General features: G+C 56.1%; 10 protein-coding genes and 1 pseudogene. 9 read left to right on the plus strand and 2 right to left on the minus strand.

Annotation, left to right across the window (positions count from 1 at the left end; all coding sequences use genetic code 11):
* Positions 1 to 138 precede the first annotated feature (138 nt).
* A complete protein-coding gene (locus JWG43_RS10290; protein WP_205242838.1) occupies positions 139 to 1014 on the minus strand; it encodes a restriction endonuclease in 876 nt (291 codons plus the stop codon).
* Between the two features lie 11 nt (positions 1015 to 1025).
* Entirely contained in the window at positions 1026 to 1646 is a 621-nt protein-coding gene (locus JWG43_RS19655; protein ID WP_240193523.1) for a transposase, read from the minus strand.
* Between the two features lie 159 nt (positions 1647 to 1805).
* Between JWG43_RS19655 and JWG43_RS10300 the strand changes: the two genes are divergently transcribed.
* The 9 genes and pseudogenes from JWG43_RS10300 to sbtM all read left to right on the plus strand — a co-directional run bounded on the left by JWG43_RS10300 (position 1806) and on the right by sbtM (position 14704).
* Positions 1806 to 2828, plus strand: coding sequence for an integron integrase (locus JWG43_RS10300; RefSeq protein WP_205242839.1), 1023 nt, complete (start codon positions 1806 to 1808; stop codon positions 2826 to 2828).
* A 558-nt stretch (positions 2829 to 3386) separates the two neighbouring features.
* Positions 3387 to 4157: a FadR/GntR family transcriptional regulator gene (locus tag JWG43_RS10305; RefSeq protein ID WP_205242840.1), complete on the plus strand. Its 771-nt coding sequence runs from the start codon at positions 3387 to 3389 to the stop codon at positions 4155 to 4157.
* A 19-nt stretch (positions 4158 to 4176) separates the two neighbouring features.
* The gene (gene betA, locus JWG43_RS10310; protein WP_205242841.1) at positions 4177 to 5838 is read left to right on the plus strand and encodes a choline dehydrogenase; all 1662 of its coding nucleotides are present in this window, start codon (positions 4177 to 4179) and stop codon (positions 5836 to 5838) included.
* Positions 5839 to 5848: 10 nt separating this feature from the next.
* Positions 5849 to 7324 (plus strand): betaine-aldehyde dehydrogenase, encoded by a 1476-nt coding sequence (betB, locus tag JWG43_RS10315; RefSeq protein WP_205242842.1) that lies wholly within the window; start codon positions 5849 to 5851, stop codon positions 7322 to 7324.
* Between the two features lie 54 nt (positions 7325 to 7378).
* Complete coding sequence (locus JWG43_RS10320) at positions 7379 to 8332, plus strand: ABC transporter substrate-binding protein (RefSeq protein ID WP_205242843.1); 954 nt, start codon at positions 7379 to 7381, stop codon at positions 8330 to 8332.
* A gap of 71 nt (positions 8333 to 8403) precedes the next feature.
* Entirely contained in the window at positions 8404 to 10878 is a 2475-nt protein-coding gene (locus JWG43_RS10325; RefSeq protein ID WP_205242844.1) for a CehA/McbA family metallohydrolase, read from the plus strand.
* A 155-nt stretch (positions 10879 to 11033) separates the two neighbouring features.
* Entirely contained in the window at positions 11034 to 12530 is a 1497-nt protein-coding gene (gene glpK, locus JWG43_RS10330) for a glycerol kinase GlpK (protein ID WP_205242845.1), read from the plus strand.
* 113 nt (positions 12531 to 12643) lie between these two features.
* Positions 12644 to 12811: pseudogene (gene sbtA, locus JWG43_RS10335) on the plus strand (SbtA family thio(seleno)oxazole RiPP natural product precursor); the annotation flags it as partial.
* A 345-nt stretch (positions 12812 to 13156) separates the two neighbouring features.
* Positions 13157 to 14704 carry a thio(seleno)oxazole modification radical SAM maturase SbtM gene (sbtM, locus tag JWG43_RS10340; protein ID WP_205242847.1) on the plus strand — a complete coding sequence of 516 codons (1548 nt, stop codon included), beginning with the start codon at positions 13157 to 13159 and terminating at the stop codon, positions 14702 to 14704.
* Positions 14705 to 14854: the final 150 nt, after the last annotated feature.

The following is a 14854-nucleotide window of genomic DNA, read 5'->3' on the forward strand; positions in this document are numbered from 1 at the left end:
CATGGCTATTCTCCTTTTTGATTGAATTTAACGGGTTTTTTTCAAAAGGATGTATAGCCATGGCTCGCCTTCGTTTTCAACACTTAAGTTTCATGCTTCGTTGTGACTTCTTGTCATGGGGGTTAGTCAAAATATGGGTCAAAGATTCCGAAACCATTGCTTGTCCACAGTGACCTTTTCTATCATTTCGGTTTGGATTCCGAGGCCGAACTCCTTGAGCTTTTCTGCAAGGTGTTCACCATCAACCAGGTCAATCGGTGGCGCCCCGTCGCGAGTGGCCTCTTTGATCGCTGCTGGAGTAAAAGTTCCGGTTGTAATGAACAGACCTTTATCAGCGCGCCCGACCATTGCGCCTCGAAAATCGCGAATGTCTCCCGCAGAAACTGGGCCCTGATACTTCTTGCATTGGAAAATGACATGAAAGCTCATGAACCCATGAATTCTGGCAATTCCCTTGCCATCAATGCCGCCGTCTCCGGTCCGGCCAGTAACCTCGACCTGAACAAACCCCGATTCTCGCAGGAGACGTTGGGTTAGCCGTTCAAAGGCATCTGGCGCAATTTCCTTGGTAAGCAGGTGATAAAGGTCTTCTTGCCAAGTATCACTGTCGATTCCTGTATCATCATTCAGCTCAATTGCTTCTTCAGGGCTGATCTTCTTTAACTTTTTCCGGGATGCTTCTTTATCGGCTTCTCGAACCTTTTTCACCACATCCTTTGGATTGACCTTCCGCTTCTCACGGGCAAGGGGTGTGAGCGCCCAGACTCCCCGGGTCGAGTTCTCCAGAAACCCGTATTTTTTCAGATAGGTTCGCGCCCAAGCCATCCGATAACCGATCTCGGTCAGATTGCTTTTCTCTGGGTTATGCGGAATCGAAGCCAGTTCATCATCAATGCTCTGCATTTCGATGACTTTTTCGTAAATCTCATCAATAGAGCCTGAACCCCCAAGTTCGAACAACGCTTCGAGAAGCGGGTTCATGAGGGAGTCGAATGTTGGCATCGATTCTGACATCTATCTTCCTCTCATTGGCCTAAAAAATGGATCAAGTCTGCTTTAGAACCTTTTAAATTTTTCCATGGCTGGTCGTGCTTCACCATGCCATCGGCAACAAAGCTTCGATATCGCTGCCGAGCAGTTGTGATTTTCTCGGAAAACTGCCCTAATATCCAGTCGGTACTCAAATATTCCGGTTGTTTGCCAGCTTTATAGGCTGTACTCGCATAGCTGCTCCACTTCCATTCTCGTGGTTGCGACACCATACCGGCGCGCACTGGATTGAGAACCACATAACGGCACAGTTCCAGCAAGTGGCTGTTTTTCTCCACCAGGATCGCTTTGTACCGACCCTGGAAAACCTGGCCCACCTTTTGATGGGCAACATTGAATGCCTGTGTATATACGCCATTTAATTGCCGCATTCCCAAGGATACATTCGGATCGGGCGTCTCTATTATCAGATGATAATGGTTGTCGAGCAAGCAATAGGCATGACAGAGCCAATTATACTTTTGCATGGTGTCCGCCAAGATGCCGAGAAACTTCCAACGGTCCGCATCTGAAAGATAAATGGCCGCTCGGCCATTTCCTCGGGAAGTGACATGATACACAGCACCTGGATATTCAACTCGTAAGGGTCTTGACATGATCAGATCATAGCTCTCAAAAGATTATATTTCAAGACCTGACCCTTATGTTTTCCTTATGTTTTCCAGGGCCTGGAAGACCGGGGAAAACCTACCGAGGCCGCCAGCATAGCCCTGCGCTGGTTTTTTCAGGCAGCAGCGCACCAGGCGCAGAGCGGCGTGGACCAGATCGCACCTCCCGCCGAGCCTGTTCAGGTTATACGGATTGAGCGGGGTGACCAAGGCGGCCCGCCCTGGGAGCAGCGGATGGTGGCCGTGTTGCGGACCCGGCAACTGAAGTGGCGCACCGAAGAGGCGTATCGGGGCTGGGGGAGACGGTTTGCCCGCTGGCTGGGAGATAAACCGGTGGAGGAAGCCGGTGGCGACGATATCCGCCGCTACCTGGAACATCTGGCGGTGGAGGGCAAGGTCTCCGCCAGTACCCAGCGTCAGGCCCTGAACGCGCTGATCTTCCTTGTTCGCGAGACCCTGGGCCGCGACCCTGGTGATTGTACCGGCTATCGTCCGGGACGCGCGACACGACGGATACCCGTGGTCCTGAGCCAGCGGGAGTGTCAGGCGCTGTTTGCCCAGCTGCCGGACCATCACCGGCTCATGGCCCAGCTGATGTATGGCGCCGGCCTGCGGTTGATGGAACTGCTGCGCCTGCGTATCCAGGACGTTCAGTTTGAGCAGGGCATTGTCATCGTCCGCCAGGGCAAGGGCGGCAAGGACCGGGTCAGTGTCCTGCCGGAAAGTCTGCGTGCCCCTCTGATGGAGCATCGGGAGCGCCTGCGTCTGCTGTTTGCGGAAGACCGGCGGGCTGATTTACCCGGCGTCTGGCTGCCACCCGCCGTGGAAAACAAGATCCCCACGGCCGGGGTCCAGTGGGCCTGGCAGTGGTTTTTCCCTTCCCGTCAACTGGCGATTGATCCCCGTAGCGGCATCCAGCGGCGGCATCATATCCAGGACGCCGCCCTGCAGAACGCTGTCCGCAAAGCGGCCCGGGCCGCCCATCTCTCCCAGCGGGTGACGCCGCATACCCTGCGCCACAGTTTTGCCACCCACCTGCTCGCCGGCGGGGCTGATATCCGCACCGTGCAGGAACTGCTCGGCCATGCCGATGTCACCACCACCATGATCTACACCCATGTGCTCAACCGGCCGGGGCTGGCCGTGCGCAGTCCGCTGGACAACCTGTAGCCCCCCCCCGACAAGCCCTGTTGCCGCGGGTGTTTGCTCGCACGCCATCTTCGCTCCTTGCAACCCTCCGATACAGAGTACCCTTATCGAACGATCATACCTTGTATCCGTGACGGTAGGATTCTTGTTTGAAGTACATTTTACTGTAAATAGGTTATAAATGCGGCGATTTTCTTTGCAATAGGTCGCCACCCGCCGCCCTTGGGGGCGTTCGTCCGCATGCCATCTTCATTGCCCGTAACCGTCCGATAAAGTTTACTTTAATCGAACGGTCACGGACAACAAAGCTGACGCACGGACAAACGCTCACGGATCCAGGTCATAAGCAACGAAGCTGACCCATGGGTGAACGCTCATTGATTCTGACCCATGCCAATTGGTCTTACCATTAAACCTCCGCCCACCTTTCCGAAACATCCGCTAACATATCGCTTTATCCTTGAAAAACTGGTTTATATCGGTTTCTCTACTGCATTCGGTGCATAAAAATATATTGCAGGAAATTGTATTTTATTGTTATTTGGTCGTACCATAACAGCGCACAGGAGAAGAACAGGAATGAAAAGCACCATTCAGTTTGCACCGGTCACCATGGGGCGGGCGAGCGAGGAAGTCGCCTTGCAGATCGAGGCCGCGATCCTCGACGGCAAAATCGAACCCGGCGACCGCTTGCCCAGCGAACGGGAGTTGCAGCTGCATTTCAATACCAGCAGAGGCGTCATCCGAGAGGCTCTCCAGGCCCTTAAACAAAAATCCCTGATCGAAATCAAAAAAGGCGCCAAAGGTGGCGCTTATGTCAGGGAGGTCGAGGTGTCCACGGCCGGCGAATCGTTGGCCTTGTTTATCAAACGACAACCCCTGGACCCACAGCATTTGATCGAGTTTAGGGAAAGTCTCGATCGGACCATCACGCTCCTGGCGATCTCCCGGGGGGCTGAAGAGGAAAAAATCGAGCTGCTGGCCAAGGCGAAAATTCTGGAAACAATGCTGCGGCAAAGCGATCCGGACATGGTCGTGTTGGCTGAACTGGACCGGGAACTCAACATCATGCTGGCCAGAATGACCCATAACCCCATCTTCGAATGGATCATGCAGGCCCTGCAACTCGGGTTCAGTTCCAGCGACGTCACCTTATATCAGGGAGAGCAGTATCGGAAAGAAACCGGAGAAAACTGGAAAAATACCGCCCAGGCCATAGCCGACAACGAACCGCTCAGGGCCCTGTCCCATATCAGCTACCACTACGCCATGCTGCTGAAATTGCTGGACGCGGTGGAGTCGACGACGGATGGCAACCAGAAGGGCCTGACCGGCAAAAGAAAAGATTGACCACACAGCAGGAGATAGCATGACCCAAAAACAAACCTACGACTTCATCATCATCGGAGGCGGTTCCGCCGGCAGCGTACTGACCAATCGGCTCAGCACCAATCCCGAGCACTCGGTGCTGGTCCTCGAGGCCGGTCGGCGCGATTACCCATGGGATATCCGCCTGCATATGCCCGCGGCCCTTACCTATCTGCTCACCAACGGTTTTTATAACTGGATGTACGAGTCCGATCCGGAACCGTATATGCACAACCGCCGCATTGCCCAGCCCCGCGGCAAGGTACTCGGTGGTTCAAGCTGTATCAACGGCATGATCTATATCCGCGGCAATGCCTTGGACTATGAAAAATGGGGGGCCCAGGAAGGGCTGGACAGCTGGAACTACGCCCATTGCCTCCCCTATTTCAAACGCTTTGAATCCAGACTGCAGGGAGCGGACAGCTACCATGGGGTGGGAGGACCGCTCTACCTGACAACGCCCAAGTGCGACAACCCTCTGTTCACCGCCTTTTTCGAGGCGGTGCAGCAGGCCGGATACCCGCTGACCAAGGATGTCAACGGCTATCAGCAGGAAGGCTTTTCCAGTTTTGACGCCACAATCTACCGGGGCAGTCGCTGGAGCGCGTCCCGGGCGTATGTTCACCCCGTAAAAAATCGCGACAACCTCGAGGTTCGCTGCGGGTGCATGGTCCATCGCATACTTTTCAAGGGGAACAAGGCCGTCGGGGTCGAATACCGCCAGGGAGGAAAAGTGGTGCAGGTGCACGGCAAGGAGATCATCTGCTGCGGCGGCGCCATCAATTCGCCCCAACTGCTGCAGCTCTCCGGCATAGGCAGGGGCGAGCATCTCAACAGTCTCGGCATCGATGTGGTTGCCGATCTGCCCGGAGTGGGCGAGAACCTGCAGGACCATCTGGAGTTGTACGTTCAATATCAGGCCACACAACCGGTAAGCCTGTACTCGTCGCTCAAGTGGTGGAAAAAAGGGATCGCCGCTGCCCAGTGGCTGTGGCGGGGAAAAGGCGTGGGGGCCAGCAACCACTTCGAGGCCGGTGGTTTCATTCGCAGTAACGAGCAGGTCCGATACCCGAACCTGCAGTTTCATTTCCTGCCCATTGCCATCCGCTACGACGGCTCCGCCCCGAGGGAAGGACATGGTTTTCAACTGCACGTGGGGCCGATGAATTCCGATGTCCGGGGCACCGTCAAGATCAAATCAGCCGACCCTGGAGAACATCCCGGCATCCGTTTCAATTATCTCTCCACCGAGCAGGAACGGCGGGAATGGATCGAGGCTATCCGCTGTTCACGGCATATCATCTCCCAACCGGCCTTTGACGAACTGCGGGGCAAGGAGCTGGCCCCGGGCAGCGAAGTTCAATCCGATGAGGAGATTCTCGATTTCGTCGCCCGTGAAGGTGAAAGCGCGTACCACCCAAGTTGTACCTGCAAGATGGGGTACGACGACATGGCCGTGGTGGACCGGGACCTGAAGGTGCACGGCATTGACAACCTGCGCGTGGTCGATGCCTCGGTGATGCCGGCCATTACCAATGGCAACATTTACGCCCCGGTGATGATGATCGCGGAGAAAGCAGCGGATCTCATCCTGGGCAACACCCCTTTGCGCCCGGATCCGGAGGCATTCTACATCCACAACGCGACTGAACAGAACCAGTGAGGGCGTCCCCATGGTAAGCAACACCCTGTATATTAATGGCCAATGGGTTGCAGCGCTTGGTGGTGCCACCCGGGCCGTCATCGACCCGGCGACTGGAGAGGTCATTGCCGAAGTGGCCGAAGGGGATCGCAGCGATGCCCGCCGGGCCATCCGTGCTGCCAGAGAAGCTTTTGACAACGGACCATGGCCCCGGACATCGCCCACGGAACGGGGCCGTCTTGTTTCTGAACTGGGCCGGTTGATCAGTCAACATCGGGAGGAACTGGCCCGCCTGGAAAGCCTGGACACCGGCAAAACCATGGAAGAGAGCCGCTGGGACATGGATGATATCGCCGGTATCTTTACCTATTACGGTGGCCTGGCTGACAAGATGGACGGTGAAGTGATCAACGCCCCCCTGCCCGATGCCACCAGTATGGTGATGCGCGAACCCATAGGTGTCTGTGGGCAGATACTGCCCTGGAATTACCCGTTGCTCCAGGCTTCATGGAAAATGGCTCCCGCCCTGGCGGCCGGCTGTACCCTGGTCATGAAACCAAGCGAAATCACCCCGATGACCACCATAAAGGTGACCGAGCTGGCGACACAGCTCGGTTTTCCGCCTGGGGTGATCAACCTGGTGCTTGGGCCAGGGCACAATGTCGGTGCCGAGCTGGCGGAAAGTCTGGAGGTCGATCTGATCTCTTTTACCGGCGGGATCAAGACCGGCAAACAGATCATCCGTGCAGCAAGTGACAATGTCAAAAAAATCACCCTGGAATTGGGAGGCAAGAACCCCCATATCATCTTTGCCGACGCAGACCAGGAGACAGCGCTTGATGCCGTGCTCAACGGCGCGTTTTTTCATGCCGGTCAGATCTGTTCCGCCGGGGCCCGGGTCATGGTGGCCGCATCGATCCATGACACCTTTGTCAACGCCCTGCAGCAACGAATGGCGACCATCAGGATTGGTAACGGTTTTTCACCGGAGACCCGGATGGGGCCATTGATCAGCGAGACGCATCGTACAAAAGTAGAACAGTATGTCGAGATCGCCCAGGCAGAAGGTGCCACGCTGCTCCTGGGCGGCAAAAGGCCGGACGAGCCTGAACTGCAACAGGGGTTTTACTACCTGCCCACCCTGTTCACCGGTTGCCGTGACGACATGCGTATTGTCCAAGAGGAAGTGTTCGGTCCGGTGGTCACGGTGGAATCCTTTGCCAGTGAGGAGGAAGTGGTCCGACGCGCTAACAGCACCATTTATGGGCTCTCCGCTGGTTTCTGGACCCGTGATCAGGCCCGGATCAAACGGGTCAGCGCCGCCCTTCGCTTCGGCACCGTCTGGGTGAATGATTTCAATATCTATTTCACCCAGGCTCCCTGGGGCGGGTACAAACAGTCCGGCCTGGGACGCGAACTGGGCAGGATCGGCCTGGAAGAATACATGGAAGTCAAACACATTTACCAGAACCACAACCCTCGTCCGCTGCACTGGTTTGCCGGTTGATGGAACCGTCGGACCGATAGACGAGACAAACAGACAAACAACAGGAGAACTAACATGGCATTCCCCAGCAAAAAACTGCATTTCATTTTTCTCGGTATTTTTCTGATGGTGACCTCGATGGCTGCCCATGTTTCCGCTGCTGACAAAACCGTGCGTTTTGTCAGTGTCAGCTGGACCGGCGTAACCATCAAGACCGAACTCGGAGTTCATATCCTCAACAGTCTGGGCTACCAGACATCCAACCTCATGGTTTCCGTCCCTTTTGTCTATAATTCCCTGGCCACCAACGAGGCCGATGTCTTTCTCGGCAACTGGATGCCGTCGATGAGAAGCATTGCAGAACCCTATTTTGCCCAGGGTTCCATTGTGCAATATGTCGCCAACATGACCGGTGCGAAATATACCCTTGCCGCGCCGACTTATGTGGTGGAAGGCGGGTTGCGCAATTTTGCCGATATCGTCGATTATGGCGAACAGCTGAGCTACAGGATCTATGGCATTGAGGAAGGCAATGACGGCAACGAGATCATTCAGGACATGATCGATAACAACATGTTCGGCCTGGGGGATTTTCAACTGATTTCTTCCAGTGAACAGGGCATGCTCTCCGAAGTCCGGTATGCCATCAGAGAGAACAAATGGATCGTTTTTCTCGGCTGGTCCCCCCATTACATGAATGAGATCCTGGACATGCAATACCTGGATGGCAGCACCGCGGAAACCTTTGGCGATAATAACGGCACCGCGACCGTGTACACCAATCTCCGCCAGGGGTTTGCCGAGGAAAACCCCAACGTGGCCCTCTTTTTGAAAAATTTTATTTTCCCGGTCGACATGCTCAACCAGATCATGACCGAAATGCACGAAACGAACAATCCGCGAATCGGTGACATGGCTCTTTCCTGGGTGAAAAACCATCCCGAAGTGTATCGCCAGTGGCTCGAAGGGGTGCAGACCATTGACGGTGCCCCGGCTCTGCCGGCCTTTGAAGCCTATCTGAACAAATAAAGCGGCAGCACCTTGGCATACTGTGCTTTTGCCTGCTTTTACTGTACATTTTCACCCGAGAGAACTTTCTTATGAAGAAACAGATCAAATTGATGCCCTTTTCCCTTTTCCTTGCAACCCTGGTGATCCTGATGCCATTGTCCGCCTGTGGCACCAAGCCCCCCCCTTTCGCCACGGCCGAACCCGATGGTCAGGGGGTGCGTATCATGACTGGTCCCTCGCCCATCGAGGGTGATGTCCTCAACCATGCCGAGGATATCACGCTTTACAATGAACACCTGGCCCTGACCCTGGCCATCGGCAGCCCCAATTTCTGGGGAATGACCAACGGCAGTATTTCCAATCTGGCGGTCATGGAAGGCCCGGAGAGCTTTGGTGTCAATATTGTCAATGATGTCGAGTTTCTGGTCAATTCATGGACCGCCAGTGGCGGCTCCCTGGTGGCGGATGCGGAGATTATTGTCAACACACCGGAGAAAGCAGTGGTCCAGGTTACCAGCACCTGGCTGGGAGAAGGGAAATCCAACGCCCTGGATGTAGTCACCACCTACACGCTTGAGCGCAACTCTCCTGTGCTGACCCTGCACACCGAGGTTGCCAACCCTGGCCCGGAAACCTACACGGACTTGAAAAGCGGCTACTCCATGAGTGCTCTTGCCGCTTCCATGTTCGGTCCTTTTGGGTATCACACCCCGGATGTGCGCGCCCGCAACATCCACGTCGGCACAAATGCCGATGAAGCCTTTGGCGATTTCGTGGTCAGTTATACTGAAGACTATGCCATTACCCTGCAGATGGACGGTACGGAAATCTACCGGGGCACCACCGGCTATAAAGATCTGCACCACAACTATGATCTGGCGCCCGGCGAATCCCGCAGCTTTACCGGTGAACTCCAGGTCATTCCCCAGGGACACACCACCCCCTTCATGACCCGCATGATCGAGAAGAAAGAGCTGCCTGCAGCCAGGATTTCCGGGATCGTGGAAACTGATACAGGGGCATTGTTCCCCTTCCCTGTTCTTGTAGTAGAAAAAGAAGGCCGCTTCAAAGGCAGCTTTGACGGTGCCCAGTACCTGCCCTCCGATGAACAGCATGTGCATATGCAGCCCCTGATCTGGCATGTGGGTGAAGCGGATGGTTCCTTTTCTTTTCTCCTTCCCGAGGGGGAATACCGCCTCTACGCCATTGCCGCTGGGCACACCGCCTCTCAGGCCAAATCCCTGACCGTCACGGCAGATCAGGACCTCACTTTTGCCTTCACTGGTGATGACGCACTTGTTCGCGGTGGCCGTGTGGAGCTGCAGGTAACAGACAAAGATGCCGGAAATCCAGTGGATGCCAGAATTGAAGTTGATGGCCCTGTTCCGGCGGTCAAGTACCTGGGGGCCCGCACCTATTTCACCGACCTGGAGCGCACAGGGTGGGTTTCCATGCCTCTGGCAGCCGGAGACTTTACCTTCACCGTCATGTCCGGAGCCCATTTCGTCAGTCAACCGGAAGTACTCGAGGCACAGCTTGCCTCAGGAGAACACCTGCAGCGTGCCGCGGTTATCGCCACCCGTATTCACCCTGAGAAGGACAACTGGTACAGTGTAGACCTCCATCATCACACCGATATCGGCGACGGCAGCACCTCGCCGGAAGACCTGGTCAAATCCCAGCTAGCCGCCCGCCTGGACCTCACCTTTGTCAGTGACCATGATTCCGTGGCCAACCACGAAGCTGTGCAGGCTTTTTCTGCTGCCCGGGGTGTGGACATGATCCCCAGCCTGGAGGTGTCCCCGGGATGGGGTCACTTCAATATTCTCCCCATGCCTTTTGCCGGCGAGATCATTGATCCTGCCCTGAATGTTGAGGAAATCATTGCCCAGGCTCACGAAAGAAAGGCTCTGGTGATCGTTAATCATCCCTATACGGATTACGGCTATTTCAGTAACCGGGAAATTGCTCCCGGCGGCTATGATGCCGATTTTGATCTCATCGAATTGCAGCCCACCATCGACCTCGGCAGACCGACCAACCCCGATACCCGGACCCTGGCCACGGCCATGGAGTTGTGGACCGGACATCTGGCCGGAATAAACAAGGCGTATTATCTCACCGGCGGTTCCGACACCCATGACGTGGCCTCCCATACCTTGTATTCAGGGATCATGCGCACTTACGCCCGGGTCGATGGCGAACTGACCCCGGCAGGTTTCATACAGACTGTGGCCGAGGGCAGATCGTACGCGTCCATGGGGCCGCTGTTTTTTACCGACAACATCCATTTCGGCGACACGGTTCAGCTCAAGGCTGGAGAGCCCTTGCACCTCCACCTGGACGTCTTTGCTGTTAACGGCCTGGAACAGGTTGATGTCTACAGCAAAGAGGTGGAAATCGGCAGTCCGGTGGATTCTCGATCCCTTGCGGGCAGTACCCAACGGGAAACCCTGCAGTTCCAGTTTACTCCCGGGGAAAGCACCTGGTACAATTTCATTGCCCTGGATGCAGCCGGCAAGGTCGCAGTTTCCAACCCTGTCTGGGTACAAGTCACACCATAATTCTTTGCAGTTGTCAGGCTGACAAATCCGTCTCTCGCTCTTGCCGGGAGACATGGAAAGGCACCCCTTGGGGGTGCCTTTTTGCGTTAAGTTGAGTATACAGGCGTGTGCGGAGAAAACCATCATTGCCTGACTTAGTTTCGTTGGAGGAGCAGATGACATCAGAGCATATCCTTGCCATTGACCAGGGCACAACCAGCACCCGGGCCATGATTTTCTCCCTGACGGGCGAATGCCCCATCGTGGCCCAACAGGAATTACCCCAGATCTATCCGGCTGATGGCTGGGTGGAGCATGATCCGGAAGAGATCTGGCGGGCGGTGGTCACGGTCTGCCGTCAGGCGCTGGCCGAGGCCAAGGCAAAGGGACTGCGCGTTGCCGGCATCGGCATCACCAACCAACGGGAAACCACCGTGGTCTGGAACCGTTCCACCTCGCAACCGATCTATAATGCCATTGTCTGGCAGGATCGACGGACCGCCGTGATCTGTGATACTCTCCGAGATGCCGGCACGGAAGAAAGCATAACCGCTGCCACCGGTCTGCTCATTGATCCCTATTTTTCCGCAAGCAAACTTTGCTGGATCCTTGACCAGATTCCCGGAGCACGGGCCCAGGCTGAGGCCGGTGAACTGGCCTTCGGCACCATCGATTCCTTCCTCCTGTGGCGATTGACCGGCGGGCAGGTTCATGCCACCGATGTCACCAATGCCTGCCGCACCATGTTGTTCAATATCCACAGCCAGCAGTGGGATCCCCAGATGTTGGAGATCTTCCGGGTTCCGCCCGCAGTTCTTCCCGAGGTCCGGGACTGTAGCGATGATTTCGGGACCACCAGCCCCGATCTGTTTGACCCTGCCCTGCCCATCCGCGGGATTGCCGGCGATCAGCAGGCAGCGGCCATCGGCCAGGGGTGCATCGAAGCCGGCATGATCAAAAGCACCTATGGAACCGGGTGCTTTGTCCTGCTCAATACCGGCTCGACTCCCTGCCGTTCGAACCATCGCCTGCTGACGACCATCGCCTATCGGGTTCAGGGGCAGACCGGATACGCGCTGGAAGGCTCGATTTTTGTGGCCGGCGCCGCCATTCAATGGATCCGGGATGGTATACGGTTGATCGGTTCCTCGGCGGAAGTGGAGAGGTTGGCTCAGGGACTGGACTCGAACCGGGGGGTCTACATGGTGCCCGCCTTCACCGGCCTGGGAGCCCCCCACTGGGATCCCCATGCCCGGGGTGCCATTTTCGGCCTGACCCGTGACACCGGGATTGCCGAAATAGCCCGAGCAGCCCTGGAATCAGTGGGCTACCAGACCTACGATCTGATGGATGCGATACAAAGAGATTATTCGACCGATTCGTGGACCTTGCGGGTTGATGGCGGCATGGCGGCCAACAACTGGTTTCTCCAGTTCCTCGCCGATCTGCTGGCCATCCCGGTGGAGCGACCACGGGTAACTGAGACCACGGCCCTTGGCGCGGCCTGGCTGGCGGCAATCCAGCTTGGTTTACTGCCCTCGCTCGCAGTCGCCGGCGAATATTGGCAGAGAGAAGCTCGATTCATCCCGCAATGCGCGGAACAGAAACGACAAGAAATGCTTGCCGGTTGGCAGCAGGCTGTTGCCAGGGTCCTGACACGGACCGATAAATGAGGATTGACAGGAGACCCTGCCTTTTGTAAAGTTTTTGGCTATAGGCGGGCTTGAATGAATAGGTATTTTCTATTCAAGCCTGTTTTCGCCATCATCCTGACAAGGAGGGTCTCATGAACAACAAGGATCTGAAAAAGCTGCTCGCCGGGCTGGGTATTGCCGGGCTGGTCAGCGTCGGCGGCGTCCACCTCCCGGGTGCGCAGGCATTCGGCAGCAGCTGAGGGGCTAAACCTGGCGCCGGGGGCGCCAGCGAGGTAGAGCAACCCGCAGCAGGCAGCGGCTGAGGCGGCATGAAAGACAGTGCCGTGAGCACTGAAACAGACACAGATACAGACCCGGTCACCGACGAGCACACGGATGAACCGAAAGAGGACCAGGCACCTCCCAAAAAACCGGCAAGAAGCGGCTGAGGCGGTTAATTGATACTCGTGCAGTTGGCACGAAATTCCTTGCGGGAATGCCGGTGAACGCCATCGGTATTCCCGCATTTCATACGCCTGAATCCGTGACGGTGGGGTTCTTGTTTTGGATATATTTGTCTGCAATCAGGGTATAAGTGTAGATACATTTTTCATAAAACGCCTTCACCCGCCGCTCACGGATCCAGTATACAAGCTATGGTGCATGTGAACGAATCCCTGGCTGTTGTTTTTCCGGTCAGTTTCCGTTTGGCGGTAACCAGGCCTCCAGCCCTCGCACCGGCTGATTTTCCCGCCTACCTGGCCGCCCATCCCCTGGACCACGCGCTACACCCCTATCTTCCTGAACTTGCCACCCTCGAACTGGCCCGCCACCAGCTGAACTCCGCTCCGGAGGTCGAGCCATGCGGAGTGGAAAAGTACACCATCAACCCGACCGTGCAACTGGTGGAGGTCGGCTGGACAGGTTTACCCGCATTTCTTACGGATCAAACTGTCCAGCCGCGGAAGGAAAAGGCACTGGTTTTGGTGTACCGACCCGGCCCGCGGGATGCAGCCCTCATCCGCACCCCGGACGGGCATGATCTGCTGGCGCTGAAAATCATCATGGAAGGCCTTGACACCAGGGAAGTTGCCCGTGAGGCCGGGGTCACCGTTGGCAGGATCGACGGGATTCTTGCCGCGGCGGTGCACAAGGGATTGATCCTGGCTCCACCCTCATCCCTTGTTCGCGATCTATCGGTTCAAGAGAATCCATCCGGTGAGCCCTGGCCGAAACGAGTCGCCACCTTTGCCCTCCAGTGGCACCTGACCCAGGCCTGTGATCTGCACTGCCGCCATTGCTATGATCGAACCAGTCGACAGGAGATGGAATTCTCCCAGGCTCTGCATGTGCTCGACCAGTTGTATGCCTTCAGTCGGGCGCATCATGTCGACGCCCAGGTGAGTTTCAGCGGCGGCAATCCTTTACTCTATCCGTTTTTTTATGAACTCTACCAGGAAGCGGTGGATCGCGGTTTTCTGGTGGCTATCCTCGGCAACCCCATGGAGGAGCGGCACATACAACGGCTGGTGGAGATCAAACGACCGGAATTTTTCCAGGTCAGCCTGGAAGGACTGCGGGAGCACAACGATTACATACGGGGTGAAGGACATTTTGACCGGACCCTGGCCTTCCTTGATCAACTCCGCAGCTATGGCATCTACTCGATGGTAATGCTCACCCTGACCCGGGCCAATTGCGACGAGGTTCTTGCTCTGGCCGATATGCTGCGCGACAGGACCGATCTCTTCACCTTCAACCGTCTGGCGATGGTGGGAAAGGGAGCGGAACTCGCCTCTGTTGAGATCGATCGTTTCCCGAAATTTCTCGAAGCCTATCTTGCCGCGGCCGAGAACAATGCCTGCCTCAGCCTCAAGGACAGTCTTTTCAATCTCCATCTTGCAGAACGCAACAGGCCGCTCACCGGTGGCTGTACCGGATTTGGCTGCGGGGCGGCGTTTAATTTTGTCTCCGTCCTCCCCGATGGCGAAGTCCATGCCTGCCGAAAATTCCCCTCACCCATCGGTAATATTTACAGCCAATCCCTCAGCGATATCCATGCCGGCGAACCAGCCCGAAAATACCGAGCCGGAAGCAGCGCCTGCCAGGCCTGTCAACTGCATTCGGTTTGTCGCGGTTGTGCCGCCGTTGCCCATGGATTCGGTCTCAACGTTTTTACGGATCGGGATCCGTATTGTTTCAAAGCCCATTAAGCACAACCCAAAATCCAGACAACCGCTCACCAGCACTTCATATACGATCAACGGTTCCGGTTTTCCTGGTTTGCAGTCTTTTCCGTGTCGCTGGTCAACGTTACCAATCCAAACACGTCAGCCGCCATCGGACCGGATTGGTCCGGAAAT

This window comes from Desulfobulbus alkaliphilus (assembly GCF_016918545.1).
Classification (GTDB): domain Bacteria; phylum Desulfobacterota; class Desulfobulbia; order Desulfobulbales; family Desulfobulbaceae; genus Desulfobulbus; species Desulfobulbus alkaliphilus.

Excerpts from the sequence above, each read along its gene's own strand:
- JWG43_RS10290 (WP_205242838.1), bottom strand. The coding sequence starts at position 1,014 with ATGTCAGAATCGATGCCAACATTCGACTCCCTCATGAACCCGCTTCTC.
- JWG43_RS19655 (WP_240193523.1), bottom strand. The coding sequence starts at position 1,646 with ATGTCAAGACCCTTACGAGTTGAATATCCAGGTGCTGTGTATCATGTC.
- JWG43_RS10305 (WP_205242840.1), top strand. The coding sequence starts at position 3,387 with ATGAAAAGCACCATTCAGTTTGCACCGGTCACCATGGGGCGGGCGAGC.
- betA (WP_205242841.1), top strand. The coding sequence starts at position 4,177 with ATGACCCAAAAACAAACCTACGACTTCATCATCATCGGAGGCGGTTCC.
- betB (WP_205242842.1), top strand. The coding sequence starts at position 5,849 with ATGGTAAGCAACACCCTGTATATTAATGGCCAATGGGTTGCAGCGCTT.
- JWG43_RS10320 (WP_205242843.1), top strand. The coding sequence starts at position 7,379 with ATGGCATTCCCCAGCAAAAAACTGCATTTCATTTTTCTCGGTATTTTT.
- JWG43_RS10325 (WP_205242844.1), top strand. The coding sequence starts at position 8,404 with ATGAAGAAACAGATCAAATTGATGCCCTTTTCCCTTTTCCTTGCAACC.
- glpK (WP_205242845.1), top strand. The coding sequence starts at position 11,034 with ATGACATCAGAGCATATCCTTGCCATTGACCAGGGCACAACCAGCACC.